This is a genomic window from Vreelandella piezotolerans (assembly GCF_012427705.1).
Classification (GTDB): domain Bacteria; phylum Pseudomonadota; class Gammaproteobacteria; order Pseudomonadales; family Halomonadaceae; genus Vreelandella; species Vreelandella piezotolerans.
In genome coordinates this window covers 211040-236425 of the sequence record NZ_CP048602.1, presented here as the reverse complement: position 1 = coordinate 236425, position 25386 = coordinate 211040, and the positions used below count along the sequence as shown (strand labels likewise).

The 25386-nt window shown below is 58.3% G+C and carries 42 protein-coding genes and 1 riboswitch; of the genes, 11 read left to right on the top strand and 31 right to left on the bottom strand.

Annotation, left to right across the window (positions count from 1 at the left end; translation table 11 throughout):
- Positions 1-171 precede the first annotated feature (171 nt).
- The 4 genes from GYM47_RS01145 (at position 172) to GYM47_RS01130 (ending at position 3743) form a co-directional block, all read left to right on the top strand.
- Complete coding sequence (locus GYM47_RS01145) at positions 172-906, top strand: metal ABC transporter ATP-binding protein (RefSeq protein WP_139527889.1); 735 nt, start codon at positions 172-174, stop codon at positions 904-906.
- Positions 890-1780, top strand: coding sequence for a metal ABC transporter permease (locus tag GYM47_RS01140; RefSeq protein ID WP_139527888.1), 891 nt, complete (start codon positions 890-892; stop codon positions 1778-1780). Before GYM47_RS01145 ends, GYM47_RS01140 begins: the two co-directional genes overlap by 17 nt.
- A gap of 43 nt (positions 1781-1823) precedes the next feature.
- Positions 1824-2933, top strand: a complete 1110-nt coding sequence (locus tag GYM47_RS01135; protein WP_153843227.1) for a metal ABC transporter solute-binding protein, Zn/Mn family — start codon at positions 1824-1826, stop codon at positions 2931-2933.
- Between the two features lie 132 nt (positions 2934-3065).
- On the top strand, positions 3066-3743 hold the full coding sequence (locus tag GYM47_RS01130) for a cupin domain-containing protein (protein ID WP_153843228.1): 678 nt from the start codon (positions 3066-3068) through the stop codon (positions 3741-3743).
- On the opposite strand, the gene GYM47_RS01125 is transcribed toward GYM47_RS01130, so the two are convergent.
- Together GYM47_RS01125 and gloA are read right to left on the bottom strand one after the other, a co-directional pair.
- Positions 3740-4105, bottom strand: coding sequence for a DUF6164 family protein (locus tag GYM47_RS01125; RefSeq protein WP_153843229.1), 366 nt, complete (start codon positions 4103-4105; stop codon positions 3740-3742). The two genes, GYM47_RS01130 and GYM47_RS01125, sit on opposite strands and share 4 nt — an antisense overlap.
- A 2-nt stretch (positions 4106-4107) precedes the next feature.
- Positions 4108-4641, bottom strand: coding sequence for a lactoylglutathione lyase (gene gloA, locus GYM47_RS01120; RefSeq protein WP_153843230.1), 534 nt, complete (start codon positions 4639-4641; stop codon positions 4108-4110).
- A 189-nt stretch (positions 4642-4830) separates the two neighbouring features.
- On the opposite strand from gloA, the gene GYM47_RS01115 reads away from it, so the two are divergent.
- The 7 genes from GYM47_RS01115 to GYM47_RS01085 all read left to right on the top strand — a co-directional run bounded on the left by GYM47_RS01115 (position 4831) and on the right by GYM47_RS01085 (position 9462).
- A complete protein-coding gene (locus GYM47_RS01115) occupies positions 4831-5205 on the top strand; it encodes a DUF2237 family protein (RefSeq protein ID WP_153843231.1) in 375 nt (124 codons plus the stop codon).
- Between the two features lie 124 nt (positions 5206-5329).
- The gene (locus GYM47_RS01110) at positions 5330-5674 is read left to right on the top strand and encodes a hypothetical protein (protein ID WP_139527882.1); all 345 of its coding nucleotides are present in this window, start codon (positions 5330-5332) and stop codon (positions 5672-5674) included.
- Positions 5675-5723: 49 nt separating this feature from the next.
- Positions 5724-5815: riboswitch (TPP riboswitch) on the top strand.
- Between the two features lie 24 nt (positions 5816-5839).
- Positions 5840-6649, top strand: coding sequence for a hydroxyethylthiazole kinase (gene thiM, locus GYM47_RS01105; RefSeq protein ID WP_153843232.1), 810 nt, complete (start codon positions 5840-5842; stop codon positions 6647-6649).
- Positions 6639-7253: a thiamine phosphate synthase gene (thiE, locus tag GYM47_RS01100; protein WP_153843233.1), complete on the top strand. Its 615-nt coding sequence runs from the start codon at positions 6639-6641 to the stop codon at positions 7251-7253. The genes thiM and thiE overlap by 11 nt, the downstream gene beginning before the upstream one ends.
- Positions 7250-8170 (top strand): LysR family transcriptional regulator, encoded by a 921-nt coding sequence (locus tag GYM47_RS01095; RefSeq protein ID WP_153843234.1) that lies wholly within the window; start codon positions 7250-7252, stop codon positions 8168-8170. The genes thiE and GYM47_RS01095 overlap by 4 nt, the downstream gene beginning before the upstream one ends.
- Before the next feature lie 90 nt (positions 8171-8260).
- On the top strand, positions 8261-8668 hold the full coding sequence (locus GYM47_RS01090; protein ID WP_153843235.1) for a DoxX family protein: 408 nt from the start codon (positions 8261-8263) through the stop codon (positions 8666-8668).
- Between the two features lie 56 nt (positions 8669-8724).
- Positions 8725-9462: a dioxygenase family protein gene (locus GYM47_RS01085; RefSeq protein ID WP_153843236.1), complete on the top strand. Its 738-nt coding sequence runs from the start codon at positions 8725-8727 to the stop codon at positions 9460-9462.
- A 3-nt stretch (positions 9463-9465) separates the two neighbouring features.
- On the opposite strand, the gene GYM47_RS01080 is transcribed toward GYM47_RS01085, so the two are convergent.
- The 29 genes from GYM47_RS01080 to rplC form a co-directional block, all read right to left on the bottom strand.
- Positions 9466-10341 carry a DMT family transporter gene (locus GYM47_RS01080; RefSeq protein WP_153843237.1) on the bottom strand — a complete coding sequence of 292 codons (876 nt, stop codon included), beginning with the start codon at positions 10339-10341 and terminating at the stop codon, positions 9466-9468.
- A 105-nt stretch (positions 10342-10446) separates the two neighbouring features.
- Positions 10447-11838: a serine hydrolase gene (locus GYM47_RS01075; RefSeq protein WP_231125604.1), complete on the bottom strand. Its 1392-nt coding sequence runs from the start codon at positions 11836-11838 to the stop codon at positions 10447-10449.
- 197 nt (positions 11839-12035) lie between these two features.
- Positions 12036-12422 carry a 50S ribosomal protein L17 gene (rplQ, locus tag GYM47_RS01070; protein ID WP_044628819.1) on the bottom strand — a complete coding sequence of 129 codons (387 nt, stop codon included), beginning with the start codon at positions 12420-12422 and terminating at the stop codon, positions 12036-12038.
- 39 nt (positions 12423-12461) lie between these two features.
- The gene (locus GYM47_RS01065; protein WP_016915790.1) at positions 12462-13457 is read right to left on the bottom strand and encodes a DNA-directed RNA polymerase subunit alpha; all 996 of its coding nucleotides are present in this window, start codon (positions 13455-13457) and stop codon (positions 12462-12464) included.
- A 125-nt stretch (positions 13458-13582) separates the two neighbouring features.
- Entirely contained in the window at positions 13583-14203 is a 621-nt protein-coding gene (gene rpsD, locus GYM47_RS01060) for a 30S ribosomal protein S4 (protein ID WP_044628820.1), read from the bottom strand.
- Positions 14204-14215: 12 nt separating this feature from the next.
- Positions 14216-14602, bottom strand: a complete 387-nt coding sequence (gene rpsK / locus GYM47_RS01055; protein WP_009099028.1) for a 30S ribosomal protein S11 — start codon at positions 14600-14602, stop codon at positions 14216-14218.
- Positions 14603-14654: 52 nt separating this feature from the next.
- Positions 14655-15011, bottom strand: coding sequence for a 30S ribosomal protein S13 (gene rpsM, locus GYM47_RS01050; protein WP_062363022.1), 357 nt, complete (start codon positions 15009-15011; stop codon positions 14655-14657).
- 121 nt (positions 15012-15132) lie between these two features.
- The gene (gene rpmJ, locus GYM47_RS01045; protein WP_009099023.1) at positions 15133-15246 is read right to left on the bottom strand and encodes a 50S ribosomal protein L36; all 114 of its coding nucleotides are present in this window, start codon (positions 15244-15246) and stop codon (positions 15133-15135) included.
- 28 nt (positions 15247-15274) lie between these two features.
- Entirely contained in the window at positions 15275-16606 is a 1332-nt protein-coding gene (gene secY, locus GYM47_RS01040) for a preprotein translocase subunit SecY (protein ID WP_054640906.1), read from the bottom strand.
- Positions 16607-17041: a 50S ribosomal protein L15 gene (gene rplO / locus GYM47_RS01035; protein WP_089674586.1), complete on the bottom strand. Its 435-nt coding sequence runs from the start codon at positions 17039-17041 to the stop codon at positions 16607-16609. It lies immediately after the preceding gene.
- Between the two features lie 3 nt (positions 17042-17044).
- On the bottom strand, positions 17045-17227 hold the full coding sequence (gene rpmD, locus GYM47_RS01030; protein ID WP_139527875.1) for a 50S ribosomal protein L30: 183 nt from the start codon (positions 17225-17227) through the stop codon (positions 17045-17047).
- 6 nt (positions 17228-17233) lie between these two features.
- Complete coding sequence (rpsE, locus tag GYM47_RS01025) at positions 17234-17734, bottom strand: 30S ribosomal protein S5 (RefSeq protein WP_044628824.1); 501 nt, start codon at positions 17732-17734, stop codon at positions 17234-17236.
- Positions 17735-17745: 11 nt separating this feature from the next.
- Positions 17746-18096, bottom strand: a complete 351-nt coding sequence (gene rplR / locus GYM47_RS01020) for a 50S ribosomal protein L18 (protein WP_139527874.1) — start codon at positions 18094-18096, stop codon at positions 17746-17748.
- 9 nt (positions 18097-18105) lie between these two features.
- Entirely contained in the window at positions 18106-18636 is a 531-nt protein-coding gene (gene rplF / locus GYM47_RS01015; protein ID WP_139527873.1) for a 50S ribosomal protein L6, read from the bottom strand.
- A 9-nt stretch (positions 18637-18645) separates the two neighbouring features.
- A complete protein-coding gene (rpsH, locus tag GYM47_RS01010; protein ID WP_009723892.1) occupies positions 18646-19038 on the bottom strand; it encodes a 30S ribosomal protein S8 in 393 nt (130 codons plus the stop codon).
- Between the two features lie 32 nt (positions 19039-19070).
- Complete coding sequence (gene rpsN / locus GYM47_RS01005; RefSeq protein ID WP_044628827.1) at positions 19071-19376, bottom strand: 30S ribosomal protein S14; 306 nt, start codon at positions 19374-19376, stop codon at positions 19071-19073.
- A 10-nt stretch (positions 19377-19386) separates the two neighbouring features.
- Complete coding sequence (rplE, locus tag GYM47_RS01000) at positions 19387-19926, bottom strand: 50S ribosomal protein L5 (RefSeq protein ID WP_139527872.1); 540 nt, start codon at positions 19924-19926, stop codon at positions 19387-19389.
- Positions 19927-19944: 18 nt separating this feature from the next.
- On the bottom strand, positions 19945-20259 hold the full coding sequence (gene rplX, locus GYM47_RS00995) for a 50S ribosomal protein L24 (RefSeq protein WP_009723895.1): 315 nt from the start codon (positions 20257-20259) through the stop codon (positions 19945-19947).
- Between the two features lie 14 nt (positions 20260-20273).
- Positions 20274-20645, bottom strand: coding sequence for a 50S ribosomal protein L14 (gene rplN / locus GYM47_RS00990; RefSeq protein WP_009723896.1), 372 nt, complete (start codon positions 20643-20645; stop codon positions 20274-20276).
- Between the two features lie 50 nt (positions 20646-20695).
- Positions 20696-20956: a 30S ribosomal protein S17 gene (gene rpsQ / locus GYM47_RS00985; RefSeq protein ID WP_009723897.1), complete on the bottom strand. Its 261-nt coding sequence runs from the start codon at positions 20954-20956 to the stop codon at positions 20696-20698.
- Position 20957: 1 nt separating this feature from the next.
- Positions 20958-21149, bottom strand: a complete 192-nt coding sequence (gene rpmC, locus GYM47_RS00980; RefSeq protein ID WP_027337514.1) for a 50S ribosomal protein L29 — start codon at positions 21147-21149, stop codon at positions 20958-20960.
- The gene (gene rplP / locus GYM47_RS00975; protein WP_007112000.1) at positions 21149-21562 is read right to left on the bottom strand and encodes a 50S ribosomal protein L16; all 414 of its coding nucleotides are present in this window, start codon (positions 21560-21562) and stop codon (positions 21149-21151) included. The genes rpmC and rplP overlap by 1 nt, the downstream gene beginning before the upstream one ends.
- 15 nt (positions 21563-21577) lie before the next feature.
- Positions 21578-22282 carry a 30S ribosomal protein S3 gene (gene rpsC / locus GYM47_RS00970; RefSeq protein WP_018917731.1) on the bottom strand — a complete coding sequence of 235 codons (705 nt, stop codon included), beginning with the start codon at positions 22280-22282 and terminating at the stop codon, positions 21578-21580.
- An 11-nt stretch (positions 22283-22293) separates the two neighbouring features.
- Positions 22294-22626: a 50S ribosomal protein L22 gene (gene rplV / locus GYM47_RS00965; RefSeq protein ID WP_044628831.1), complete on the bottom strand. Its 333-nt coding sequence runs from the start codon at positions 22624-22626 to the stop codon at positions 22294-22296.
- A gap of 18 nt (positions 22627-22644) precedes the next feature.
- Positions 22645-22920, bottom strand: a complete 276-nt coding sequence (gene rpsS, locus GYM47_RS00960; RefSeq protein WP_009098993.1) for a 30S ribosomal protein S19 — start codon at positions 22918-22920, stop codon at positions 22645-22647.
- Between the two features lie 33 nt (positions 22921-22953).
- A complete protein-coding gene (gene rplB, locus GYM47_RS00955) occupies positions 22954-23784 on the bottom strand; it encodes a 50S ribosomal protein L2 (protein ID WP_044628832.1) in 831 nt (276 codons plus the stop codon).
- A gap of 17 nt (positions 23785-23801) precedes the next feature.
- The gene (gene rplW / locus GYM47_RS00950) at positions 23802-24098 is read right to left on the bottom strand and encodes a 50S ribosomal protein L23 (RefSeq protein WP_009723902.1); all 297 of its coding nucleotides are present in this window, start codon (positions 24096-24098) and stop codon (positions 23802-23804) included.
- Entirely contained in the window at positions 24095-24700 is a 606-nt protein-coding gene (rplD, locus tag GYM47_RS00945) for a 50S ribosomal protein L4 (RefSeq protein ID WP_139527871.1), read from the bottom strand. Before rplD ends, rplW begins: the two co-directional genes overlap by 4 nt.
- Before the next feature lie 15 nt (positions 24701-24715).
- On the bottom strand, positions 24716-25354 hold the full coding sequence (gene rplC, locus GYM47_RS00940; RefSeq protein WP_044628835.1) for a 50S ribosomal protein L3: 639 nt from the start codon (positions 25352-25354) through the stop codon (positions 24716-24718).
- Between the last annotated feature and the right edge of the window lie 32 nt (positions 25355-25386).

Below are 25386 nucleotides of genomic sequence, written 5' to 3'. Positions count from 1 at the left end.
ATTTATTGGTAAGTGAGGTCGCTCGATGAGTGAGCACATGCATCGCCACAATAAGGAAGGTCCTTGTCATTTTTCGCTGATGTCCTTGTCGGCCACGAAGCGGCTTGGGCTGATGGCGCTGCCGCTGATGGCCCTGTGGGGGCTAGTGGTATGGGCAAGCGGGTGGCCGCTATGAGCGAGCGTTCTTCATCGCGCTTGCAGCTTCACGATCTGCATTTGGCTCAGGGTCGCCGTACGGTGCTCGAACATGTGGATGGCGATATCAAACCCGGTGCGATTACCGCGCTCATCGGCGCGAACGGGGCCGGTAAAAGCACGCTGATCCAGGCCATCATGGGCGAACTGCGCCCCATTAGTGGCAAGGTGGTGTGTACGGTGGATAACGCTCGCCGCGCTTGGCTACCCCAGCAGTTAGCGCTGGATCTGACCTTTCCGATGAGCGTGGAAGAGCTGGTGATGACTGGCAGTTGGCCAAGCCACGGGGCGCTGAAAGGGTACTGTGCCGCCCATTACCGCAAGGGCCGTGAGATCATGGCGCGCTTGGGCATTTCTCACTTGGCGCACCGCCCCCTGGGCGAGCTGTCCGGTGGCCAGCGCCAGCGGGCGCTGATCGGGCGAACGCTGATGCAAGAGGCAGAACTGCTGCTATTGGATGAGCCGTTTGCCAACGTGGACAGCGACACGGTGGATATCTTGATTCGCATTCTGCGCCAAATGGCCGACGACGGCGTCACGATCATCATCGTACTGCACGATATGGATCACCTGCGTCGCCTGGCCGATGAGGTATTGATGCTGAGCGCTGGCCACGGCCGCTGGGTCGCCCCCAGCGCGCTCAATCAGCAGCATGCACCCGCCCAAGTGGTGCCGTTTACGCTGGGAGGGCGTCATGCTGGAACTGCTTAATACCTGGTTCGTCAGCCCGTTCGATTACGGTTTCATGCGCCGCGCCGTGGTCGGCGGGCTCGCGCTCTCCCTGGCCGCCCCGCCGCTGGGGGTGTTTTTGGTGCTGCGTGGCATGAGTCTGATTGGCGATGCCATGGCCCATGCAATTCTGCCCGGCGTGGCGCTGGGCTTTTTGCTGGCGGGCTTTTCGCTACCGGTGATGAGCGTGGGTGGCGTGCTATTTGGGGTGATGGTGGCCTTGCTGGCGGGAGCGGTCTCGAAAATGGGTGGCCAGCGGGAAGATGCCGCCATGGCGAGCTTTTTCATCATTTCCCTGGCCGCTGGGGTCATGCTGATCTCCATGGGGGGCAGCAGCGTGGATTTAACCCACGTACTGTTTGGCTCCATTTTGGCGATCAACTCCACGGCGCTGCTGTTGATTGCGTCGATCAGCACACTGATCGTCATCACCCTGGCGATCATTTTCCGCGCCTTGGTGGTGGAGTGTTTGGACCCGCTATTTTTGCGCGGTCAGCACCGTCGCAGTAGCTGGGTACATAGCGTCTTTTTAGGGCTGCTAGTGCTCAACTTGACCGCTGGCTTCCAAACACTGGGCACGCTGATGGCCGTTGGCTTGATGATGCTACCCGCCACGGCGGCACGGTTTTGGAGCAAGCGCTTGGAAGGATTGATGGGGATTGCCGTGGTGTTGGCGATGCTGGCCAGCACCGGCGGGCTGCTGCTGTCGTTCCATTTGGACACGCCATCAGGCCCGAGCATTATCTTGCTGGCCGGGGCGGCGTATTTATTTTCGGCGCTGTTTGGCCGTTACCACAGTTTGGCCGCCAAGCTTCGCCGTAAAACCACGCCGCTGGCGATGGAGCATTCTCACTAGCGAGTCGTCGTTTTCCGTTTTCTTACATCATCAGGAGCATGTTATGTCGCTTTTCTCTTCATCGCGTTGGTTAGTGGGCGTGTCGGCCATGTTGGCGTTGCCTGCGGCCATGGCGAACGAGCGGGTTCAAGTCGTCACCAGTTTCTCCATCTTGGCGGATATGGTCGAGAACGTCGGCGGAGAGCATGTGGAGGTCAGCGCCCTGGTTGGCCCGGATGGCGATGCTCACGTTTACTCCCCAAGCCCCGGCGATGCCCGCGCACTGGCAGGGGCAGACCTAGTGGTCTTCAACGGTTTGCTGTTCGAAGGCTGGATGGAGCGCTTGATTGACTCCAGCGACTACGACGGCCCATTGGTCACCGCCACCGACGGCATCGCACCCCGCGCTTTTGCGTCGCACGACCACGATGACCACGCGCATCATGACGAGCACGACCATGCGCATGAAGAACACGCTCATGAAGAGCATGAACATGAAAAGCACAGCCATCATGAACACGGTCACGACGATCATGCGCATGATGACCATAGCGGTCACGAGCATGGTGATGACGACCCTCACGCTTGGCAAGATCTGCAGCAGGCGAAGGTCTACGTCACCAATATTCGCGATGGCTTGATCGAGGCGGATAGCGCCAATGCGCAGAGCTACCAAGCCAACGCCGAGCGTTATCTGGCAGAGCTGGATAACGTTGATGCCGAGATTCGTGAACTGCTAAGCGAGATTCCTGCGTCGGCCAGCGTCATCACTGGCCATGACTCCTTTGGCTACTTCTCCAGCGCCTACGGCGTGAATTTTCTTTCACCGGTCGGTCTGTCGACCGAAGCCGATCCCAGCGGTGCCAGCATGGCCGCACTGATCGATGTGATCGAGCAGGAGAACGTACAGGCGTTGTTCCACGAGAACATGACCAACCAAGCGATCATTACGCAGCTAGCGGAAGAGACCGGCCTGCCTATCGCTGGCACGCTATACGCCGATGCGCTGGCCAGTGAAGGCGATGCCAGCACCTACCTTGGCATGATGCGCCATAACGCCCGGGTGCTGCACGATGCCCTAGCTACTCCAGACAATGAAGCTCATGGGCATGACGACCACGACCACGACCACGACCACGACCACGACCACGACGATCATGGTCATCGCCACTAGACTAGGCCGGCAAGGCCCTATACCGCCCCATCAGGGCGGTATTTTTTTGCATTGCATTTTGCTGGCGGGATGGGGAGACTGACACCCACAACGCCGCTGCCACTGTTTACTTCACCGCAAAGAGCCACGACCATGCGCCTAAACGCCGACTTTAGCCACTTTGCCTGTGTCACGCCGGAACAGTATCACTGGGTGGCCTCGCCTAGCGCAGGTGTCGAACGTATGATGCTGGATCGCATTGGCGATGAGGTGGCCCGCGCCACGAGCCTGGTGCGCTACGCGCCCAACAGCCAGTTCAGCCGCCATACCCACGAAGGCGGTGAGGAAATTTTGGTGCTCGAAGGCGTGTTTGCCGATGAGCATGGCCGTTACCCAGCGGGCAGCTATCTACGCAACCCCATCGGCACGGGACACACGCCGCGCATTGGCGACGAGGGTGCGCTGATCCTGGTGAAACTTCATCAGTTCGATGAAAACGACCTGCTCCAACTCGCCATTCCCGCCCACCGCCTGCCCTGGCAGCCCGACCGTCGGCCAGGCATCACCTACAAAATGCTGCACACCTATCAACATGAACGCGTCAGCCTAGAGCGTTGGGAAGGCGAGGTCATTATCGACTATCCGGCACTGCCGGGCGGCTTGGAGCTGTTCGTACTGGAGGGCTCGCTACGTGACGCAGACACCGAGTACCCGGCAGGTAGCTGGTGCCGCTATCCCCCGGGGGCTGCCCCGCGGCTTAGCGCTGGACCCTCAGGGGTCATGATGTACGTCAAACGCGGACACCTATCTAACGCGCTGTGCGACGTTTAGCGGGCGAGTCCTACGAACGGCAGTAAGGTCAGCAGAGCGATCATAAGCACCGCCACGATCACTAGCGTGACTTGAAGCGGATGGGCCATGAAGCGTCGCCACAGCGTAGGGGCATCATCACGCGCCAGCGCCTCTTCGTGTTCACGGCGCACCTTGGCTAATCGCTCGGCCTGGTAACGCGCCAGCACCGCCTCGGCATCGTCTTGCTGTGCTGGGTCGCGCAGCCAGATGGCATCAACTCCCAGGCGGAAAAAGCCCGCCTGGGTTTCGTACACGTCGAAACCATGTTCTTCCAGCAGTTGGCGGACTTCCATGGCCTCTTCATCGGTCACATGGCGCAACCGAAACAGCAGATGAGCCATCGTTAGTCGCCCATGCCTGCCATACGGTCGGCTTGAATCACTTCGATCCAGTAGCCATCGGCATCTTTGACGAAGACCACATCCTTCATTTTGCCCTGGTCGGCGCGCTTCACGAAGGTAACGTCATGCTCATCGAACCACGCTTGGGCCGCTTCCAAATCCGGCACGCTAAAACAGATGTGCCCGAAGCCCTGCGGCTCCGCATTGCCATCATGGTAGGCAAAGTCCTGCTCGTTTTCGGTGCCCCAGTTGTGGGTCAGCTCTAGCAGGCCTTTCTGGCTGAAGGTCCAGGCGGTGCGTGCTTGGGTCTCTTCCGGCACATGATCGCTCTCCTCGACATTGGCCAGAAAGTAGAGCGAAAACTGCATCTCCTCGAAGTCCAGACGGCGGAGCACCCGCATGCCAAACACCTTGGAGTAAAACGCCAGCGCCCGCTCAGGGTCTTTGACCCGCAGCATGGTGTGGTTCAAGCGGAAGCCCTGGGTTTGCGAAGCGGCCGGGGCCACCCCCGGATGCTGTTCACCTTGATACGACATGAGACTCTCCTAGTTGGGTGATGCGTGTGTTTACGCGATGCAAAATCTTTGACGGACGTATGACTTTGTACAAGGCTTAGGCGACAGCGTCGTGCTTCCCGCTGCCTGTGCATCACTGCCTTTGAAGGCGTTATTCCCTGTTATGAGGGCGAGGAACGCAGAATTCCAGCCTGCCCCCGAGGAGTCTTTATGTCCCGTGATTTAAACGTGCTAGGTGAACCTCTAACGCCCTGCTGCCACTCTCCGAAAACCGGTTTCTATCGCGATGGTTTTTGTCGGGTAGGGCCAGACGATGTCGGCATCCATTCGGTGTGCGCCATGGTGACCGAGGAGTTTTTGGCCTTCTCCAAGGCGCAAGGCAACGACTTGGTGACACCGCGGCCGGAGTTTGGCTTTCCCGGTTTGAAACCCGGGGATCGCTGGTGTCTTTGCGCGCACCGCTGGGCCGAAGCGGCACAGGTAGGACTCGCACCGCCGGTCGTTTTGTCCGGTACTAACGAGCGAACGCTAGAGATCATTCCACTGGTCAAACTCCAGCAGCATGCGCTAGATGCCGTACATTAATACCTAAGCCAAGGCGCCCCCGAATGCCCCTGGAAAAACGATGCAAATCTTCTACAATTCTATTTCGACAATTTTACATAGTGACCCGTGATGCCCCGAGAATGGCGTCCGATAGGAGCACGTCATGACAGCTATCGATATGACCCTTGGCGATCGCCTGACATTGAAGCAGTTGAGCAATGCGATTCAGAATGGCTTCTCCCCCATCGTCGAAGTCGAGTCCATGGATGGCATCTACAAAGTGCGTTTTCACCATGCTAATGGCGTCTCGGACCTATGTGACGCTCAAGGTCGCGTCAGCACCTTTCTGGGAACCGGTGAAATTCGCGATGCCCTGGGCCAACTCGGCTTAACCCATGGCGTGCTGACCTTTGCCGATCAGTGCGGCGACGAAATGATTGGCGTACAGGGCCGAGCCATCACCCCTGACGAAATGCTCACGTACGGCACCCGCATCGCGTTTCGCTGACGCGTTTTTGACCGGGCTTTACAGCGCCGTCCAAGGCTAGGATAGTACCCACCAACGACAGGGGCGCCGTTCAGCGGCTGAGAAGCACCCTTTGAACCTGAACCGGATAACGCCGGCGTAGGGAGTCGTGGTGCTTACCACCACCTCCTTACCCGGGAGGAAACCATGACTTACCACCCACTTGGCGATATGCTCGCTGCCCTGCGCGAGTCCACGCCGCTCGTTCACTGCATGACCAATTACGTGGCCATGAACAGTACCGCCAACCTGCTGCTGGCCACGGGCGCATCGCCTGCCATGCTGCACGCCGCCGAAGAAGTCGCTGAATTTACCGCGATGGCAAACGCGCTCTCCATCAATATTGGCACGCTCTCTGCTCCCTGGGCCGAGTCGATGCAGCTGGCGGCGCGCACGGCCGATACGACCGACACCCCCTGGGTGCTGGACCCCGTCGCCGTCGGGGCCACCGAGTTCCGCCAGCGGGTGTGCCAGGCGCTGCTGTCCCATCGCCCCAGCGTCATTCGCGCCAATGCCTCGGAAGTGATGGCGCTGGCCGGCTTGGCCAGCCAAGGGCGTGGGGTCGATGCCACGGCCTCCGTCGATGACGCCACTCACGCCGCCATGACGCTCGCCCAGCGGCAACGCTGCATCGTCGCCATGACCGGCGAGACCGATGTCATCACCGATGGTAGCCACCACGTCCGGCTAACCGGGGGCCATCCGCTGATGCCCCGCGTTACGACGCTGGGCTGTGGCTTGAGCGCCTTGGTGGCTGGGTTCGTTGCCGCCAACCGCGAGCACCCGCTGGCCGCGACGCTGGCCGCCTTGGCGTGCTTTGGCATCGCCGGGCATCGTGCGGGTCAGCAGGCCAAGGGGCCGGGCAGCTTTCAGGTCGCGTTTCTGGATGCACTTTACCAGCTCACTCCAGAGGATCTTTCGTCGCAAAGCCAAGTGGAGACGCTGCATGCCGTGTGATCTTTCGCTCTATTTGGTGACCGATGCCGCTCTGTGCGCGGAAGCGGGCCTCGAAGCGACGGTGGAAGCCGCCGTCAAAGGGGGCGTGACCGTGGTGCAGCTACGCGACAAGCATGCCAGCGACGAGGCGATGATCGAACAAGCCAAGCGCCTCAAAAGGCTGCTGGCGGGCACCCACGTGCCGCTGATCATCAACGACCGACTCGCCGTGGCCGTCGCCAGCGGCGCCGACGGCCTGCATGTTGGCCAGAGCGATACCGCGGTTCTAGAGGCGCGGGAGGCGCTGGGGCCGCAGGCCATTCTAGGACTGTCGATCAACACTCTCGCGCAGCTTCGTGACGCGCCCATCGCGCTGTTGGACTACGTCGGGTTAGGCCCCATTTTCGCCACTGCCAGCAAGCAGGATCATGCTCGGCCCATCGGCTTCGAGGGCCTGGCCGAGCTGGTGCGCGCCTGCCCGTTGCCCAGCGTGGCGATTGGCGGCTTAAAGGCGCAGCACGCCGCCCAAGTGAGTGCCGCCGGTGCCCAAGGGATGGCGGTGATTTCTGCGATCTGCGGCCAGCCCGACCCTTACCGGGCGGCGCTGGCGTTTCGCGCCCCATGAGTCGACTCGACCAGCTGACCACTTTCGTCAAAGTGGCGGAGCTTGGCAGCTATACCCGCGCTGCCGAGGCACTGGATCTTTCACGTACGCGGGTGTCGCGGCAGGTCATGGCGCTAGAGGAGACGCTGGGCGCGCGATTGATCCAGCGCACGACGCGGCGGCTGCATCTTACCGATGCGGGAGAGCGCTATTTAGCCCATGCCCAGGCCATTTTGCTGGCGTTGGAGGAGGCCGCTGCCGATGTCGGCAGTGGCACTCACACTGTGAGCGGGCGGCTGCGTATCAATGGTCCCATGAGTTTCGGCACGCGCTATCTCGCGCCTCAGGTAGCGCAGTTCATGCAGGCGCACCCCGCACTCGATGTACGCCTCGATCTCAACGACCGCCGCGTAGATTTGTTGGAGGAGGGCTATGATGTCGCCATCCGCATCGGCAGCCTGCCCGACTCCAGCCTGATCGCCAGACGGCTAGCCCGCTGCCAGCTCGTGCTGTGCGCGTCACCCGGCTATTTAGCGCAGTACGGTACGCCTTTGCGCATCGGGGACCTGGCGCAGCACCACTGCCTACGCTACCGCAGCGGGCAGAACAGCGGCGACTGGCGCTTCGGCCAGCAGTACGTTAGCGTCACGGGGCCGCTGGAGAGCAATAATGGGGATATGTTGACCCATGCCGCAAAAGCGGGATTAGGCATCGCCCAACAACCCAGCTTTCTGATTCATGAGAGCGTCCAGCGGGGGCACTTGGTGCCGCTTCTATTAGACCTACCGCCGACCTACCTAGACATACACGCCCTCTACCCCGCACGGCGTTTTCTACCCGCCAAGGTAGCGCACTTCATCGATCAGTTGGCCGATGCCTGGGGCGACCCACCCATATGGGAACAGGGGCTTGGATTATCGCGTATATCGCAACAGTAAAGTGCTCATCGGTTAGATTATCTTCTCCTCTCGCTAGCCTACAGTAGCATCATCGCATCCATGGTGATGCCCAAAACGCGAGAGAGTGCTATGACGACGTTACCTACCCCGACGACAACCCTTCATGCAACCGCCCTACTGCGCGTTAGCCTAGGTGTGATGGCCCTGGCTCACGGCCTGATGAAAGTGTTCGTGTTTACGCTTCCTGGCACGGTGGGCTACTTCGAATCGCTTGGCCTGCCCGGTTTCATGGCTTACTTGACCATTGCCGCCGAAGTCGGCGGAGGCTTGGCCCTGATGCTGGGCCTATACACCCGCTGGGTGAGTCTGGCGCTAGTACCGGTGCTGCTCGGCGCCGCCTGGGTACACCTCGGTAACGGCTGGGTCTTCTCCAATCCCGGCGGCGGCTGGGAGTTCCCAGTGTTCTGGGCCGTGGCCCTCCTGGTGCAAGCCGGCCTGGGCAGCGGTAGCTTCGTCATCAGCCGCCGACTGGCATAATCCAATGGCCTGCCGAGAATCACACGTTGGCAGGCCCATTGACTGGAGCGCATCCTATGTTACCGAGTCTCTTCATCTCCCACGGCTCTCCCATGCTGGCGCTCACCCCCACGCCAGCCCATCACTTCTTGAGGAAGCTGGGCCGCACTCTGCGACCCAAGGCCGTCGTGGTGGTTTCAGCACACTGGGAGACCGAACGGTTGCAGGTGAGCCGTAGCGCGACACCTACGACTATCCACGATTTTGGCGGTTTTCCCGACGCCCTGTTTGCCGTGCAGTACCCAGCGCCTGGGGAACCCGTCTTGGCCAAACGTTTGGCCCAACAGCTAGGCGCCACGGAGACGGAGCGCGGACTGGATCACGGCGCGTGGGTGCCACTGTCACTGATGCATCCGGATGCCGATATACCGGTGGTGTCGCTATCACTGCCCAGCCGCTGGGGTGCTAGCGAGTTGATCGCCCTGGGCGAGCAGCTCGCACCGCTGCGTCAGGAGGGTATCCTGGTGATCGGTTCGGGCAGCTTGACCCACAATCTCTACGAGCTGCAGGCTCAGGGCAGTCAAGTGCCGGCTTGGGTCGAGCGTTTCGCCGAGTGGGTGCATGCAAGGCTGCGAGAAGATGACCGCGATGCACTCATCCACTGGCAACGCGGCCCCGATGCTGAACGTAATCACCCCACACCCGAGCACTTTCAGCCGCTTCTGGTAGCCATGGGGGCGGGCGGACAGGCAACACTGCGTCATCACAGCGTCGAACACGGCGTGCTGGCCATGGATGTCTATCAGTTTGCCTAACGTCTACGCCGTTGGGCGGCGTTTCAAGGTAGTGCGTCGATCGTGGTAAGCGATAGCTAAGCCGCTCAACATGATCAGCGCGCTGCCGACCCATACCCAAAGGTCCGGCAGCTCTCCCCAGAACCACCAACCCAACAGCACCGCCCAGAGCATGGCCGTATAATCGAAAGGGGCTGCAATGGCCGCAGGCGCATAGCGAAAGGCCAGAGTAATGAATGCCGTGGCACCAACACCCAACACCCCAGATACCAAAAATCCAAGCCAATGCCACGGCTGTGGGGTTTGCCATACCCAGGGCAAACTCACGGCCGTCACGACCAGCGGCACCATGGTCATATAGAACACCATCGCCCATAGGTGCTCGTTGGCGCCATAGCGCCGCGCCGTCACCATCATGAGCGCATAGAACACCGCCGCCGCAAGAACGATCATTGCGCCCAGCTGGAAAGCATCACCGCCAGGGCGCACGACGATCAGCACTCCTAAGAAGCCTAGCAGCGACGCCACCAGCACCGGCGGGTCGATACGCTCACCCAGCAGCGGTACGGAGAGTAGCGTCACGAATAGGGGTGCCACGAAGGCAATCGCCGTGGCCTCGGCCAAGGGCAGCAGGGTCAAGCCCCACACGAAGCAGACCATCGTGGCGGTGTAAATCAAACCGCGCAGCAGATGCACGCCTGGACGCCGAGTACGCAGCTTGCGTAATCCGCCGCTTACGTAAGCCAACAGGGCAATCAGCGGCAGCGATACCAATGTGCGGAAAAAGATGATCTGTAAGGGCGAGTGGACGGCTCCCAGCCATTTAGAGACCGCATCGCCAAGCGCCAAAAACAGCACGCCTAAGCACATGAATAAAATGCCTTTTAGCGAGGGCGTCATCCGTTGTCTCCTCTTCTACGTTTATTATTGTGGCTGCGCACCCAGACGCACAGCATAAAAAAGCCCCGCCAACCGGGGATTGGCGGGGCAGCGATATCATGCGGCTCAAAGACTCGCGTTGACCACCATGCAGTCCATGCCCTGCGCCTGTAGCGCTTGGCACGCTTGGCGTGCCTGCGATTCGTTCAATGAGACGACACGGGCGCGAAACACTGTCGTGGGCCCCTGAAGCGGATCGATGGCAACGCGGCCTCCCACGCTCGTTGGCAACCGCTGTGCGGCTTGGCGAGCAAACTGCTCTGCCTGTGCCGCTTGGCTAAATGCTCCGACTTGTATGCCCCAACTCGCCGAGGCTGCTTGCCCCTCAGGCGACGCACTGGCCAGTACCTGCTCCCGCTCGATAAAGGCCTGCAGCGGATCTGGAGACGCGGAGGGCGGCGTACGGTCTGCCTCAGCAGCATCGATGAGTTGAGATTCGACGGCCTGCGCGGGCGTTGTTCGTGTAGCGCTCGGTGTCGGGGAGAGGGACGTTGCCGAGACATTGGCTACCATCGGCTGGGTAGAGGGACGAACAGGCGTTGACTGTCGCAGCGGTTGCGCAGGCCCGGCAAAGCCCATGAACTCACTGGAAAAGCTCGTGTTCGCCAACCAAGTGCGCTGATCTCTGAGCGAGGCGCGCATAAAGCTACGGTCCAGCAGATCCGCCATGTGGGTATCCCGCGAGGAGGAGCTAAATCCGCCCATCACCACGGCCACCATCCGCCGACCGTTGTGAACGGCGGTGGTGGCTACGTTAAAGCCCGAAGCACGAATAAAGCCGGTTTTCAAACCGTCGGCCCCCGGGTAGTCGCGCACCAAGCGATTGTGGCTGGTATGGCGCGTGCCACGATAGGTGAACTCCTGCAACCCGAAGTAGTGATAGTATTGAGGAAAGTCCTGCATGACTCGTACCGAGAGCGTCAGCATGTCACGCGCGGTCGTCCTTTGCTGGTCATCGGGCAGCCCAGAGGCGTTGCGGAAGGTGGTGGCGTTCATCCCCAGTTCACGGGCTTTCACTGTCATCAGGTTAGCAAAGCGCTGCTCGCTGCCACCTAATGCTTCCGCCACGACCACGGCCACATCGTTGGCAGAGCGCACGGCTAGCGCACGAATCGCCGTATCCACAGGAATGGAGCTACCGGCCGACAGCCATAGTTTGGTCGCCGGCATGGCAGCCGCCTGAGCAGAAACGGGCAACGGCTGATCGAGGCTTAGCCTTCCCTCCTCCAGCGCTTCGAATGTTAGGTAGAGTGTCATCATTTTCGTGAGCGACGCAGGATAGCGTGGCTCGTCAGCATTTTCAGCGTATAGCACTTCGCCGTTTTCGAGATCCACAACGATGCCTGCATAACGAGGATTCGCCTGGGCGTTGGCGCTACCCATCAGCATCATCATCAGCATGACCAGTAGCCACTGCGCCGCCCAAACCGCTGTGCTCACTCCTCGTGTTGTTGCCATACCGACCTCTTACTGATTGATCACACTGCCCGACGCTTGGCCGTTCATACGGCTGCTGCATTAGCCTAGCATGCCTTATCGTTAAATTGATCTTCCCTTAGAGCATTCATCTCGATAAAGCAGCGGAAAAAGCGCAGATATAAAAAAACCGACCCAAAAGGGTCGGTTTTCATTGTGCCTACCAGAAGGAGCAGCGCTTATTCAGCGACGGCTTCTTCTTCAGCCACCGGGCGGTCTACGAGCTCAACGTACGCCATGGGCGCGTTGTCGCCGGTGCGGTAACCGCACTTGAGAATACGGATGTAACCACCCGGACGCTCGGCGTAACGCGGACCCAGCTCGTTGAACAGTTTGCCGACGGCTTCTTTGGAGCGCGTACGAGCAAACGCCAAACGGCGGTTTGCAACGCTATCCTGCTTTGCCAGGGTGATCAGCGGCTCGATAACGCGACGCAGTTCCTTGGCCTTGGGCAGGGTTGTCTTGATGACTTCATGTTCGACCAGCGAGACAGACATGTTCTTGAACATGGCCTGACGGTGCGAGCTGGTACGATTCAGATGACGACCACTCTTACGATGACGCATGGTTGTGATTCCTTACCAAACTGGGACTCAAGTCGACGCTTACGCGGAGGCCTTGTCGTCCTTCAGGCTAGCGGGTGGCCAATTTTCCAGCCGCATGCCGAGGGACAAGCCGCGCGCTGCCAATACATCCTTGATTTCATTCAAGGACTTCTTACCGAGGTTCGGGGTCTTCAGCAGCTCCACTTCCGTGCGCTGAATCAGATCACCGATGTAGTAGATATTCTCGGCTTTGAGGCAGTTAGCGCTGCGTACGGTCAACTCGAGATCGTCTACGGGGCGCAATAGGATCGGATCGACGTGATCCTCTTCCTCTTCGACTTCCTGCTCTTTATCAGCTTCCAGGTCGACGAAGGCGGCCAGCTGCTCTTGCAGAATGGTCGCACTGCGACGGATAGCCTCTTCCGGATCCAGGGTACCGTCGGTTTCCAGGTCGATAATCAGCTTATCGAGGTCGGTACGCTGCTCGACACGAGCGGCTTCGACCGAGTAGGAAACACGGCGAACAGGGCTGAAGGTGGCATCCAGCTGCAGGCGTCCAATCGCACGGGTCTCTTCATCAGAGCCACGAGCGTCAGCCGGTTCGTAACCACGACCCAGCGCGACCTTAAGCTGAATTTTCAGCTCGGCACCTTCATTGACGTGTGCAATGACATGGTCCGGGTTGACGATTTCGACGCTATGATCAAGCGCAATGTCGCCAGCGGTGACGACGGCTGGGCCCTGCTTGTTCAGCGAGAGCACCGCCTCATCGCGGCTGTGCATCTTGATCGCAACATCTTTCAAGTTCAGGAGGATTTCGATGACATCTTCCTGCACCCCTTCGAGCGCACTGTATTCGTGCTCTACACCGGCAATTTCAGCCTCTACCACAGCGGCGCCGGGCATGGATGAAAGCAGAATGCGACGAAGTGCATTCCCCAGGGTGTGACCAAAGCCGCGCTCGAATGGTTCGAGGACGATTTTGGCATGATGTGCGCTGATTTCTTCGACCTTGATGTCGCGAGGACGAAGAAACTCTGTCACTGAACGCTGCATATGAACACCTTTCAGGCTGCCAAACGGATACTGAGTACTCTAAAGCACAATACTCAAGAGCATCTGGGCGGTTAGCTTTGCTATCCCGCCCAGGCCTCAAGAAGCAGAAACGTACATCAAACTGCTTACTTGGAGTACAGCTCGACGATCAGGTTTTCGTTGATGTCGGCAGTCAGGTCACCGCGTTCAGGCAGAGCCTTGAAAGTGCCTTCCATCTTCTTGGCGTCGATGTCGATCCAAGCGATGTCGCCACGGTTGGCCGCAATGGTCAACGCGTTTTGAATACGGGCTTGGTTCTTCGCCTTTTCACGGATAGCGACCACGTCACCAGGCTTCACTTGGTAGGAAGCAACGTTAACGGTGCGGCCATTCACGGAAATCGCCTTGTGGCTGACCAGCTGACGCGCTTCAGAGCGAGTCGAGCCGAAGCCCATGCGGTAGACGACGTTGTCCAGTCGGGATTCGAGCAGCTGCAACAATACTTCACCGGTCGCACCTTTGAGGCGAGCGGCTTCTTTGTAGTAGTTGCGGAACTGCTTTTCGAGTACGCCATACATACGGCGTACTTTCTGCTTCTCACGAAGCTGCAAGCCGTAGTCGGAAAGACGCTGACGACGCTGGCCGTGTACACCCGGGATCTGCTCGGATTTACACTTCTTCTCGAAGGGAGTCACGCCACTCTTCAGGAAGAGATCGGTGCCTTCACGACGAGACAATTTGCACTTAGGTCCAATATAACGAGCCATGAATCTGTCTCCTTAAACGCGGCGTTTCTTAGGCGGACGGCAGCCATTGTGGGGAATGGGCGTCGCGTCTACGATGCTTTGCACGCGGAAGCCGGCGGCATTCAGTGCGCGCACGGCGGATTCACGGCCGGGACCGGGGCCTTTGACCAGCACGTCTACGTTTTTCACACCATACTCGGCTGCAGCAGTCGCTGCACGTTCGCTTGCCACTTGCGCAGCGAACGGGGTGCTCTTACGAGAACCACGAAAACCCGAACCACCGGCAGTTGCCCAAGAGAGAGCATTGCCCTGGCGGTCTGTGATCGTCACGATCGTGTTGTTAAAAGAGGCATGGATATGCGCAACGGCATCCACTACCTGCTTTTTAACCTTTTTACGGTTACTACGCGGGTTAGCCATGTTGATGTCTATTCCTGTCTATACGCTGGCTCTCTATGAAAGAGCCTGCGTGTTATTTGCGGATCGGCTTACGCGGGCCCTTACGGGTACGCGCGTTAGTCTTGGTCCGCTGACCACGCAGCGGAAGACTACGACGATGACGCAGACCACGGTAGCAGCCTAAGTCCATGAGACGCTTGATGTTAAGCGTGACATCACGACGAAGGTCGCCTTCTACGGTGAACTTACCAACTTCAGAACGCAGGGTATCCAGCTCATCGCTGGACAGGTCTACGATCTTGGCAGTCGGCGCGATACCGGCAGCAGCACAAATGTGCTTAGCGCGAGTACGGCCAATCCCGAAGATATAGGTCAGCGAGATCGCCGCATGCTTGTTGTCCGGGATATTGACGCCTGCAATACGGGCCATCAGCTTACTCCGAAATTTGAGCGGCTTGCTCGTTTAATCATCTACAAAAGGCGCAACAGCATACCCCTTTATAAGCCCTAAGGCAAGGGGTATGCCGGCACCCGCTTAATACAGCCCAGGTTTAGCCCTGACGCTGTTTGTGCCGCGGTTCGATGCAAATGACGCGAACAGCGCCATTGCGACGAATGATCTTGCAGTTACGGCACATCTTCTTTACGGAAGCTCGAACTTTCATCGTTCTCTCCAATTCGCAACGGCGCGCCTCAGCGCATGATGCCGCCGCTACCGTAGCCTTTCAGGTTGGACTTCTTCATCACTGAGTCATATTGATGCGACATGAGATGCGACTGCACCTGGGCCATGAAGTCCATGATGACCACTACCACGATCAGCAGCGACGTACCGCCAAAGAAGAACGGGACGTTCCACGCTACGATCAGGAACTGGGGCATCAGGGAAACCGCAGTGATATACAAGGCACCGAACAGAGTGAGACGCGTCATCACTTTGTCGATATAGCGAGCGGTCTGCTCGCCGGGGCGAATGCCCGGCAGGAAGGCGCCTGACTTTTTCAAATTGTCAGCCACATCCTTGGGATTGAAGACCAGCGCTGTGTAAAAGAAGCAGAAGAATACCACTGCCGCCGCGAAAAGCAAGATGTAAAGCGGTTGGCCAGGGCCTAACGCTTGTGATGCACGCTGCAACCACTCCATCCCTTCGCCAGCCCCTACCCACTGACCGATCGAAGCCGGAAAGAGAAGGATGCTAGAAGCAAAGATGGCTGGAATAACACCGGCCATGTTCACCTTCAAAGGCAAGTAGCTGCTTTGGCCTGCATACATCTTATTGCCGACTTGGCGTCGCGGATAGTTCACTTTGAGGCGGCGTTGACCGCGCTCGATGAACACCACGAACGCAACGGTGGCAATACCTAGCACTGACAGCGCTAACAGCGGAAGAACATTCCAGGCCCCTTCATTGCGAGCAAGCTCGAACGCTTGCCCCACGGCACTGGGCAGCCCAGCGACGATCCCCGCGAAGATCAGCAGCGAAATACCGTTGCCAATCCCCTTCTCGGTGATCTGCTCACCTAGCCACATCATAAACACCGCGCCCGACACGAACGTGATGATCGCAGTGAAATAGAAGCTGAAGTCAGCGCTGTAAGCGATGCCTTGGCTAGCCAGACCCACGGACATGCCGGTAGCCTGGACAAGTGCCAGTATCACCGTGCCGTAGCGGGTGTACTGGCTGATCTTGCGGCGGCCAGCCTCGCCCTCTTTCTTGAGCTGTTCAAGATGAGGGGAGACCGCAGTCATGAGCTGCATGATAATCGACGCCGATATGTAGGGCATAATGCCCAAGGCGAGGACGCTCATGCGCTCCAGGGCGCCACCCGAGAACATGTTGAACATGCCTAGGATGGTGCCCTGTTGCTCCCTAAACAAGGCAGCAAGCTGGTCAGGATTGATACCGGGAACGGGAATGTGGGCACCGATACGGTACACCACGATGGCGAGGAGCACGAAGCGCAAACGCGCCCACAGTTCACTCAGACCGCTGCCCATCGCCGGCATATTTCCTGACTTGGCCATTTAGTCCTCTACCTTGCCGCCAGCGGCTTCGATCGCTTCACGGGCACCTTTGGTGACCTTGATACCACGAACGGTAACCGCCTTGTTCAGTTCGCCAGAAAGGATGATCTTCGCGTGTTGCGTTGCATCCTTCAGCACGTTGGCTTGCTTTAAGGTTTCCATGGTGACCTCGTCACCGGCAACCTTGGCAAGCTCGGCCAGGCGGACTTCTTCAGATACCAGCGATTTAGCGGACGTGAAGCCGAACTTCGGCAGACGACGCTGCAGCGGCATCTGACCGCCTTCGAAACCTGGCTTGACGCTACCGCCGCTGCGAGATTTCTGACCTTTGTGGCCACGGCCACCGGTCTTACCAAGACCGGAACCGATACCACGACCAACGCGCTTTTCAGCGTGCTTGGAGCCCGGTGCCGGGCTCAGGGTATTGAGTTTCATGGATTACTCTCCCTCAACGCGCACAAGGTAGGTCACCTTGTGGATCATGCCGCGTACGGCAGGGGTGTCTTCCAGCTCAACCGTATGACCGATGCGACGCAGGCCCAGGCCCTTCATAGTAGCCTTGTGCTTGGGCAAAACGCCGATGGTGCTGCGGATCTGGGTAACCTTGATCGTTGCTGCCATGGTGCCTTACCCCGTGATCGCTTCGACAGACAGACCGCGTTTGGCGGCCACGTCTTCCGGTGCTTGCATGGAGGAGAGACCTTTGACAGTCGCCCGCACCACGTTAACCGGGTTGGTGGAACCGTAGCACTTGGCCAGTACATCGTGGACACCGGCCAGCTCTAGTACAGAGCGCATGGCGCCACCGGCGATGATACCGGTACCTTCGGAGGCTGGCTGCATGTACACCTTGGAAGCGCCGTGACGGGCTTTGACGGGGTACTGCAGCGTGTTGCCTGCAAGGTTGACCTTGACCATGTTGCGACGAGCTTGATCCATCGCTTTCTGGATTGCGACCGGCACTTCACGCGCCTTGCCACGACCGAAACCGACACGACCTTTACCATCACCAACGACGGTCAGTGCGGTGAAGCCGAAAATACGACCACCCTTGACCACCTTGGCGACGCGGTTGACCTGCACTAACTTCTCTTGCAGATCGCCGCTTTGCTGTTCGTTCTTCGCCATCGTAAAACCCTTTAGAATTCCAGGCCGCCTTCACGAGCGGCGTCGGCCAGAGCCTTGACGCGACCGTGATACTTAAAGCCAGCACGGTCGAAGGCCACCTGGGTGATGCCTGCTTCTTTAGCGCGCTCGGCAATCAGAGCACCGACCTTAGTAGCCGCGTCTGTGTTGCCGGTCGCACCCTCGCGCAGTGCCTTGTCCAGCGTAGAAGCACTGGCCAGCACTTTGCCACCATCCGGCGAGATAATCTGCGCGTAGATGTGACGCGGGGTACGGTTGACGCACAGGCGATACACGCCCAGCTCGCGGATCTTGGCGCGAGCGCGGCGGGCACGACGGAGACGAGATTCTTTCTTCGCGTTCATAACCCTGCCTTACTTCTTCTTGGCTTCTTTGCGACGCACCTGCTCGTCGGCGTACCGTACACCCTTGCCTTTATACGGCTCAGGCGGACGGAAGGCGCGGATTTCCGCGGCGCACTGACCGAGCATCTGCTTGTCCGCGCTTTTCAGCACGATCACGGTATTTTTCGGCGTTTCCGCCGTAACACCCTTAGGCAGTTCGTAGTCGACCGGGTGCGAGAAGCCCAGTGAAAGATTGAGCGTCTGGCCCTTAGCTTGGGCACGATAACCGACGCCAACAATTTCGAGAGTTTTTGTGAAACCCTCAGATACGCCCGTGACCAGGTTCTGAACCAAGGCGCGGGTAGTACCGGCCATTGCCCAGCTCTTGGCAGACTCACTCGGGGCGAAGGTCAGCTGGCCGTCTTCTTGAGCGATCACCACGTCTTGGTGAACGGTCATAGACAGCGTGCCCTGGCCGCCTTTGGCGGTCAGCTGGCCAGCGTCGATTTTGATGTCGACACCAGCAGGCACTTTAACCGGATATTTCGCTATGCGGGACATTCCAGCCTCCTAGAATACGGTGCAGATGACTTCGCCACCGACGCCTGCTTGGCGCGCGGCACGATCGGTCATGACACCATTAGAGGTGGTGACAATCGCGATACCCAGACCATCGGCGACCTTAGGCAGGTTGTCTTTGCCTTTATACTGGCGCAGAGACGGCTTGGAAACCCGCTGAATGTGCTCGATAACCGGCTTACCCTCAAAGTACTTGAGAGTAACGGTCAGCTCGGGTTTAACGCCTTCAGCCACCGTAAAGTCGGTAATGTAGCCTTCTTCCTTTAGCACGCGGGCCACTTCGACTTTCAGCTTGGAGGACGGCATGGTAGCCGTCTCCTTGGTGGCCATCTGCGCATTGCGGATACGGGTGAACATATCCGCCAGAGTGTCTTGCATGCTCATTTAATGTGCGCTCCTGATGATTCTACGTGGCGTTACCAGCTGGACTTCTTCAGACCAGGGACGTCGCCACGCATGGCGGCTTCACGCAGCTTGTTACGGCCGAGACCGAACTTGTTGTAAAAACCGTGCGGACGGCCAGTCACGCGGCAGCGGTTACGCTGACGCACCGGGCTTGAGTCGCGCGGCAGTTGCTGCAGCTTCAGCGTCGCCTCGAAACGATCTTCTTCAGAAGCGTTCACGTCCGAGATGATTTTCTTGAGCTCTGCGCGCTTAGCCGCATACTTCTCGACTAGCTGAGTACGCTTGAGCTCACGCTCTACCATACTTTTCTTAGCCATGATCCAACCCTTATTTCTTGAACGGGAAGTTCAGTGCAGCTAGCAGCGCACGGCCTTCCTCGTCGGTGTTGGCGGTAGTAGTGATAGTGACGTCCAGCCCCCGAACGCGATCGATCTTATCATACTCGATCTCCGGGAAGATGATCTGCTCACGCACACCCATAGAGTAATTGCCGCGACCGTCAAAAGACTTCGGGTTAAGACCACGGAAGTCACGCACGCGGGGAATCGCAATGTTTACCAGGCGGTCCAGGAAGTCCCACATACGCTCTGCGCGCAGTGTCACTTTGATACCGATCGGCCAACCTTCGCGCACCTTGAAGCCCGCGATGGACTTGCGTGCCTTGGTCACCAGCGGCTTCTGACCAGAGAGCTTCTCCAGGTCGCCGATGGCGTTGTCGATCAGCTTTTTATCACTGACCGCTTCGCCGATACCCATGTTCAGAGTCACTTTCGTGATCCGGGGTACCTGCATTACGTTGGCGTAGCTGAACTGCTCTTTGAGTTGAGCTACCACCTCGTTTTGATAACGTTCTTTCAAGTTCGCCATTTTGCTACCCGACTCGCGTTAGGCGTCGATCTGCGTCTGCGTCGACTTGTAGATACGTACCTTGGTACCGTCTTCCTTAACTTGGAAGCCGACGCGATCCGCCTTACCGGTCTCCGAATTGAAGATGGCTACGTTGGACGCGTGAATCGGAGCCTCACGCTCGACGATACCGCCCTGATTACCCGCCATGGGATTGGGCTTGGTGTGACGTTTGATCATGTTCACACCAGACACCACAAAGCGGTTTTCTAGTACCCGCTTAACGGTGCCGCGCTTGCCCTTATCCTTCCCGGCGATGACGATGACTTCATCGTCACGTTTGATCTTTTGCATATCCGCCTCGCTCCTTACAGCACTTCAGGCGCTAGGGAAATGATCTTCATGAACTTCTCGTTACGAAGTTCACGAGTTACCGGCCCGAAGATACGCGTGCCGATCGGCTGTTCGTTGGTGTTGTTCAACAAAACTGCCGCATTTCCATCGAAACGGATCAGCGAACCGTCACTACGACGGACGCCACTACGGGTGCGAACGACCACCGCTTTCAGCACTTGGCCTTTTTTGACCTTACCGCGCGGAATCGCTTCTTTCACCGTTACCTTAATGACGTCACCAACGCGGGCGTAACGACGGTGAGAACCGCCTAGCACCTTGATGCATTGCACCCGGCGCGCTCCGCTGTTGTCGGCGACATCCAGCATTGTCTGAGTCTGAATCATCGGTTTTCTCCAAACCTAATCTGACTGCACTGGTTGGACAGACGCAGGGGTTAACCTTTGGCCTGCTCGACCACCTCGACCAGCGTCCAGGCTTTCTTCTTGGAAAGCGGACGGCACTCCTGAATGGAAACCGTATCGCCTGCCTTTGCCTGGTTCGCCTCATCATGGGCGTGCAGCTTGGTGGAGCGCTTAACGTATTTTCCGTAGATCGGGTGACGCTCACGACGCTCGATCATAACGACGATGGACTTGTCCATCTTGTCGCTGACCACCTTGCCGGTCAGCGTACGTGTTTTTTTCTCTTCGGCCATCTCAATCACCTGCCTTCTCGTTGAGCACAGTCTTAACGCGGGCGATGTCCCGACGGACCTGCTTGAGCAGATGAGTCTGGCTCAGTTGGCCAGTGGCCTTCTGCATGCGCAGGTTAAACTGCTCGCGGAGGAGCTCGAGGAGCTGCTCTTTGAGCTCTCCTGCGGACTTTTCACGAATTTCCTGGGCTTTCATCACATCACCGTCCGTTTCGCAAAGGTGGTGGACAGGGGCATCTTCTGGGCGGCCAGCTCAAATGCTTCACGGGCCAGCTCTTCGGACACACCTTCAATTTCGTACAGGACCCGACCCGGCTGGATCTGGGCTACCCAGTACTCAACTGAACCTTTACCCTTACCCATACGAACTTCGAGCGGCTTCTTGGAGATCGGCTTGTCCGGGAATACGCGGATCCAAATCTTACCGCCACGTTTGACGTGACGTGTGATCGCACGACGGCCAGCTTCGATCTGACGCGCAGTGATGCGGCCACGACCGGTTGCTTTGAGACCGTACTCCCCGAAGCTGATCTTGCTTCCGCGATGCGCCAGGCCACGGTTGCGGCCTTTCATCATCTTGCGGAATTTCATACGCTTGGGCTGTAACATCGACTCGCTCTCCCCTTACCTGGAACCTTTCTTCTTGGGCGCGTTGCCGGCAGGCTGCTGTTGCTTCGCCTTGGCACGTACTTCCTCGATACCGCCGAGGATTTCACCCTTGAAGATCCACACTTTGACGCCGATGACGCCGTAGGTGGTGTGAGCTTCGTAAGTGGCGTAGTCGATGTCCGCACGCAGAGTGTGCAGCGGAACGCGACCTTCGCGGTACCATTCGGTACGTGCGATTTCGGCACCACCCAGACGACCTGACAGCTGAATCTTGATGCCGCCAGCGCCAAGACGCATTGCGTTCTGTACCGCGCGCTTCATGGCACGACGGAACATGACGCGACGCTCCAGCTGACCCGCTACGTTGGCAGCGACCAGCTTGGCATCCAGCTCCGGCTTGCGAACTTCTTCGATGTTCACATGAACCGGAACACCCATCATCTCGGTCAGATCGCGACGCAGACGGTCGACATCTTCACCTTTTTTACCAATCACGATACCCGGGCGGGCAGTGTGAATGGTGATGCGGGCGTTGTTAGCCGGACGCTCGATGTGGATGCGGCTTACGGAAGCGTTTTTCAGACGCTCTTCCAGGAAGCTGCGCACTTCGAGATCGTTGTTGAGCTTATCGGCATAGGCGCCGCGCTCGGCATACCAGACAGAAGCATGGTCTTTGACGATGCCCAGTCGAATGCCTGTTGGATTGACTTTCTGACCCATCTGGTCGACTCCTACTTCTCGGCTACCTTGACGGTGATGTGGCAGGTGCGCTTCAAGATACGGTCCGCACGGCCTTTGGCGCGCGGCTTGATACGCTTGAGCGTCATGCCCTCATCGACGCAGATGGTCGAGACACGCAGCTCGTCGATGTCCATGCCGTTGTTTTCTTCCGCATTCGCGATGGCGGACTGAAGCACTTTCTTGACCAGTTTGGCAGCCTTCTTCGGTGAGAAGGTCAGCAGATCAAGCGCTTCGGCGACCGGTTTACCGCGCACCTGGTCAGCCACCAAACGGGCCTTCTGTGCGGATAAAGCAGCGCCACTCAGCTTAGCTGTGACTTCCATCTCTTAATCCTCTCTGGCTTACCGTTTGGCTTTCTTGTCCGCCGCATGCCCGCGATACGTGCGAGTGGCAGCGAATTCGCCCAGTTTGTGGCCAACCATTTCCTCGGAAACATGCACCGGGACGTGCTGGCGACCGTTATGGACAGCAATGGTGAGGCCTACCATGTTTGGCAGGATCATCGAACGACGCGACCAAGTCTTGATCGGTTTGCGGTCGTTCTTCTCCACTGCAGCCTCTACCTTCTTCAAAAGATGAAGGTCAATGAAGGGACCTTTCTTAAGTGAACGTGGCACAGCCGTTACCTCTTAATGTCTTGGCAATTTAGATCAACGTGTCTTATTACGACGACGAACGATCAGCTTGTCGGTGCGCTTGTTCTTACGCGTCTTATGACCCTTAGTCGGTACGCCCCACGGGGATACCGGGTGACGACCACCACTGGTGCGGCCTTCACCACCACCGTGCGGGTGATCCACCGGGTTCATCGCGACACCGCGAACAGTCGGACGCACACCTCTCCAGCGCTTCGCACCGGCCTTGCCAAGTTGACGCAGGCTGTGCTCGGAGTTGCTCACTTCACCCAAGGTTGCGCGGCACTCTGCCAACACTTTGCGCATTTCGCCAGAGCGAAGACGCAGGGTGGCGTAGTTACCTTCACGAGCAACCAGCTGAGCGCTAGTACCGGCACTGCGAGCAATCTGCGCGCCTTTACCCGGCTTCAGTTCGATACCGTGAACGGTAGAACCCAACGGGATGTTGCGCAGCGGCAAGGCATTGCCTTTCTTGATGGGCGCGTTGACACCAGACTCCAGCACGTCACCCGCGCTGACACCTTTCGGTGCAATGATGTAACGACGCTCGCCATCGGCATACTTCAGCAGTGCAATGTGCGCACTGCGGTTCGGGTCGTGCTCCAAACGCTCAACGGTGGCCGGAATGCCATCTTTGGTGCGCTTGAAGTCGATCAACCGATAGTGATGACGGTGCCCACCGCCCACGTGGCGGGTGGTGATGCGACCGTAGTTGTTACGGCCACCGGACTTGGACTGCTTTTCCAAAAGCGGTGCATAGGCACGGCCTTTATACAGTTCCTCACCAACGATCTTGACGACGTGGCGACGACCGGCGGATGTGGGTTTGGTCTTGACGATTGCCATTATCCGTACTCCTGCCCTTATTCGGCGCCAGAGAAGTCTTCGAGCGTTTCACCCGCAGCCAGGGTCACATACGCTTTGCGGTAACCCTTACGCAGGCCAACGCCGTGAGCAGTACGCTTAGTTTTACCCTTGACGTTCAGCACCTGAACGCTGCCGACCTTCTTGCCGAACAGTGCTTCAACGGCTTTTTTGATCTCGGGCTTGGTAGCATCGCTTGCCACCTTGAAAACGTACTGGTTGCGCTCGGCTGCCATCGCGGCCTTTTCGGTCACGTGCGGTCCAAGCAGAACCTTGAATACGCGTTCCTGGTTCATGCCAGCTTCTCCTCGAATTTACGCAGGGCGGAGACGGTGACCAGGACCTTATCAAAGGCAACCAGGCTCACCGGATCAGCTGCAGCGACATCCACCACGTCAACGTGGGGAAGGTTGCGTGCGGCCAGATAGAGCGTTTCATCGACTTCTTCAGTGACGATCAACACTTTCTCAAGGTTGAGCTCTTTCAGCTTGGCAGCGACCTGCTTGGTCTTCGGCGCTTCTACGCTGAACTCTTCAACAGCGACCAAGCGCTCTTGACGTACCAGCTCAGACAGGATGGAACGCATCGCCGCGCGGTACATTTTGCGGTTAACTTTCTGGGTGTAGTCCTGTGGACGCGCCGCGAAAGTGACACCGCCGCTGCGCCACAGCGGAGAGCGGATAGTACCGGCACGTGCACGACCGGTACCTTTCTGACGCCACGGCTTCTTACCACCACCACGTACGTCGGAACGGTTCTTTTGAGCGCGCGTGCCCTGACGGCCACCAGCCAAATAGGCGGTAACGACCTGGTGCACCAGCGCCTCGTTGAATTCTTTGCCAAAAGTGGCGTCGGCTACTTCAACGGTACCCGTGCCTGCAGCAAGATTCAGATTCATTGGTAATTATCCCCTTCAGCCAGCTTTCACGGCGCTGCGAACGATAACGTCGCTACCGGTAGCACCCGGTACTGCGCCCTTGATCAGCAGCAGGTTACGCTCGGCGTCGACACGGACGATCTCAAGGCTCTGTACGGTGCAACGGGTGTTACCCATTTGACCGGCCATTTTCTTGCCTTTGAATACACGACCCGGTGTCTGACACATGCCGATAGAACCCGGCGCGCGGTGCGACAGGGAGTTACCATGGCTGTTGTCTTGGGTACGGAAGTTCCAGCGCTTAACAGCACCCTGGAAGCCTTTACCCTTAGAGGTGCCGGTCACATCGATCATTTGACCAGCTTCGAAGAGGGATACGGTGAGTTCGCCACCCACTTCAGGAGCTTCTTCGCCTTCTGCAAGGCGGAATTCCATCAGTGAACGACCAGCCTCAACACCCGCCTTGGCAAACTGACCCGCTTGCGCTTTGGTGAGGTGCTTGGCTTTACGAGAACCTGTAGTCACCTGAACCGCTGCGTAACCGTCGGACTCAATGGTCTTGACGCGTGTTACACGGTTAGGATCAACTTCAATAACGGTCACGGGCACGGATGCGCCATCTTCGGTAAAGACACGGGTCATCCCGGCCTTTTTACCGACTAAACCGATAGTCATACTCAGTCTCCTATAGTGTACGGGGCTATCAC

Coding starts and splice junctions, on each gene's coding strand:
- GYM47_RS01135 (WP_153843227.1), top strand. CDS start 1,824: ATGTCGCTTTTCTCTTCATCGCGTTGGTTAGTGGGCGTGTCGGCCATG.
- GYM47_RS01090 (WP_153843235.1), top strand. CDS start 8,261: ATGACGACGTTACCTACCCCGACGACAACCCTTCATGCAACCGCCCTA.
- GYM47_RS01095 (WP_153843234.1), top strand. CDS start 7,250: ATGAGTCGACTCGACCAGCTGACCACTTTCGTCAAAGTGGCGGAGCTT.
- rplR (WP_139527874.1), bottom strand. CDS start 18,096: ATGAACGCGAAGAAAGAATCTCGTCTCCGTCGTGCCCGCCGCGCTCGC.
- rpmD (WP_139527875.1), bottom strand. CDS start 17,227: ATGGCAGCAACGATCAAGGTTACCCAGATCCGCAGCACCATCGGCGTT.
- rplC (WP_044628835.1), bottom strand. CDS start 25,354: ATGACTATCGGTTTAGTCGGTAAAAAGGCCGGGATGACCCGTGTCTTT.
- GYM47_RS01145 (WP_139527889.1), top strand. CDS start 172: ATGAGCGAGCGTTCTTCATCGCGCTTGCAGCTTCACGATCTGCATTTG.
- GYM47_RS01115 (WP_153843231.1), top strand. CDS start 4,831: ATGTCCCGTGATTTAAACGTGCTAGGTGAACCTCTAACGCCCTGCTGC.
- rpsH (WP_009723892.1), bottom strand. CDS start 19,038: ATGAGCATGCAAGACACTCTGGCGGATATGTTCACCCGTATCCGCAAT.
- rplQ (WP_044628819.1), bottom strand. CDS start 12,422: ATGCGTCATCGTAAGAGTGGTCGTCATCTGAATCGTACCAGCTCGCAC.
- rpsQ (WP_009723897.1), bottom strand. CDS start 20,956: ATGGCCGAAGAGAAAAAAACACGTACGCTGACCGGCAAGGTGGTCAGC.
- rplB (WP_044628832.1), bottom strand. CDS start 23,784: ATGGCAATCGTCAAGACCAAACCCACATCCGCCGGTCGTCGCCACGTC.
- gloA (WP_153843230.1), bottom strand. CDS start 4,641: ATGTCGTATCAAGGTGAACAGCATCCGGGGGTGGCCCCGGCCGCTTCG.
- thiM (WP_153843232.1), top strand. CDS start 5,840: ATGACTTACCACCCACTTGGCGATATGCTCGCTGCCCTGCGCGAGTCC.
- rplN (WP_009723896.1), bottom strand. CDS start 20,645: ATGATTCAGACTCAGACAATGCTGGATGTCGCCGACAACAGCGGAGCG.
- thiE (WP_153843233.1), top strand. CDS start 6,639: ATGCCGTGTGATCTTTCGCTCTATTTGGTGACCGATGCCGCTCTGTGC.
- GYM47_RS01065 (WP_016915790.1), bottom strand. CDS start 13,457: ATGCAGCGTTCAGTGACAGAGTTTCTTCGTCCTCGCGACATCAAGGTC.
- GYM47_RS01075 (WP_231125604.1), bottom strand. CDS start 11,838: ATGGCAACAACACGAGGAGTGAGCACAGCGGTTTGGGCGGCGCAGTGG.
- rpsE (WP_044628824.1), bottom strand. CDS start 17,734: ATGGCGAAGAACGAACAGCAAAGCGGCGATCTGCAAGAGAAGTTAGTG.
- rpsK (WP_009099028.1), bottom strand. CDS start 14,602: ATGGCTAACCCGCGTAGTAACCGTAAAAAGGTTAAAAAGCAGGTAGTG.
- GYM47_RS01085 (WP_153843236.1), top strand. CDS start 8,725: ATGTTACCGAGTCTCTTCATCTCCCACGGCTCTCCCATGCTGGCGCTC.
- rplF (WP_139527873.1), bottom strand. CDS start 18,636: ATGTCCCGCATAGCGAAATATCCGGTTAAAGTGCCTGCTGGTGTCGAC.
- GYM47_RS01125 (WP_153843229.1), bottom strand. CDS start 4,105: ATGGCTCATCTGCTGTTTCGGTTGCGCCATGTGACCGATGAAGAGGCC.
- secY (WP_054640906.1), bottom strand. CDS start 16,606: ATGGCCAAGTCAGGAAATATGCCGGCGATGGGCAGCGGTCTGAGTGAA.
- rpsN (WP_044628827.1), bottom strand. CDS start 19,376: ATGGCTAAGAAAAGTATGGTAGAGCGTGAGCTCAAGCGTACTCAGCTA.
- rplW (WP_009723902.1), bottom strand. CDS start 24,098: ATGAACCAGGAACGCGTATTCAAGGTTCTGCTTGGACCGCACGTGACC.
- rpmC (WP_027337514.1), bottom strand. CDS start 21,149: ATGAAAGCCCAGGAAATTCGTGAAAAGTCCGCAGGAGAGCTCAAAGAG.
- rpsC (WP_018917731.1), bottom strand. CDS start 22,282: ATGGGTCAGAAAGTCAATCCAACAGGCATTCGACTGGGCATCGTCAAA.
- GYM47_RS01110 (WP_139527882.1), top strand. CDS start 5,330: ATGACAGCTATCGATATGACCCTTGGCGATCGCCTGACATTGAAGCAG.
- GYM47_RS01130 (WP_153843228.1), top strand. CDS start 3,066: ATGCGCCTAAACGCCGACTTTAGCCACTTTGCCTGTGTCACGCCGGAA.
- rpsD (WP_044628820.1), bottom strand. CDS start 14,203: ATGGCTCGTTATATTGGACCTAAGTGCAAATTGTCTCGTCGTGAAGGC.
- rplV (WP_044628831.1), bottom strand. CDS start 22,626: ATGGAAGTCACAGCTAAGCTGAGTGGCGCTGCTTTATCCGCACAGAAG.
- rplO (WP_089674586.1), bottom strand. CDS start 17,041: ATGAAACTCAATACCCTGAGCCCGGCACCGGGCTCCAAGCACGCTGAA.
- rplD (WP_139527871.1), bottom strand. CDS start 24,700: ATGAATCTGAATCTTGCTGCAGGCACGGGTACCGTTGAAGTAGCCGAC.
- rplX (WP_009723895.1), bottom strand. CDS start 20,259: ATGCAAAAGATCAAACGTGACGATGAAGTCATCGTCATCGCCGGGAAG.
- rplE (WP_139527872.1), bottom strand. CDS start 19,926: ATGGCGAACTTGAAAGAACGTTATCAAAACGAGGTGGTAGCTCAACTC.
- rplP (WP_007112000.1), bottom strand. CDS start 21,562: ATGTTACAGCCCAAGCGTATGAAATTCCGCAAGATGATGAAAGGCCGC.
- rpmJ (WP_009099023.1), bottom strand. CDS start 15,246: ATGAAAGTTCGAGCTTCCGTAAAGAAGATGTGCCGTAACTGCAAGATC.
- rpsM (WP_062363022.1), bottom strand. CDS start 15,011: ATGGCCCGTATTGCAGGCGTCAATATCCCGGACAACAAGCATGCGGCG.
- GYM47_RS01080 (WP_153843237.1), bottom strand. CDS start 10,341: ATGACGCCCTCGCTAAAAGGCATTTTATTCATGTGCTTAGGCGTGCTG.
- GYM47_RS01140 (WP_139527888.1), top strand. CDS start 890: ATGCTGGAACTGCTTAATACCTGGTTCGTCAGCCCGTTCGATTACGGT.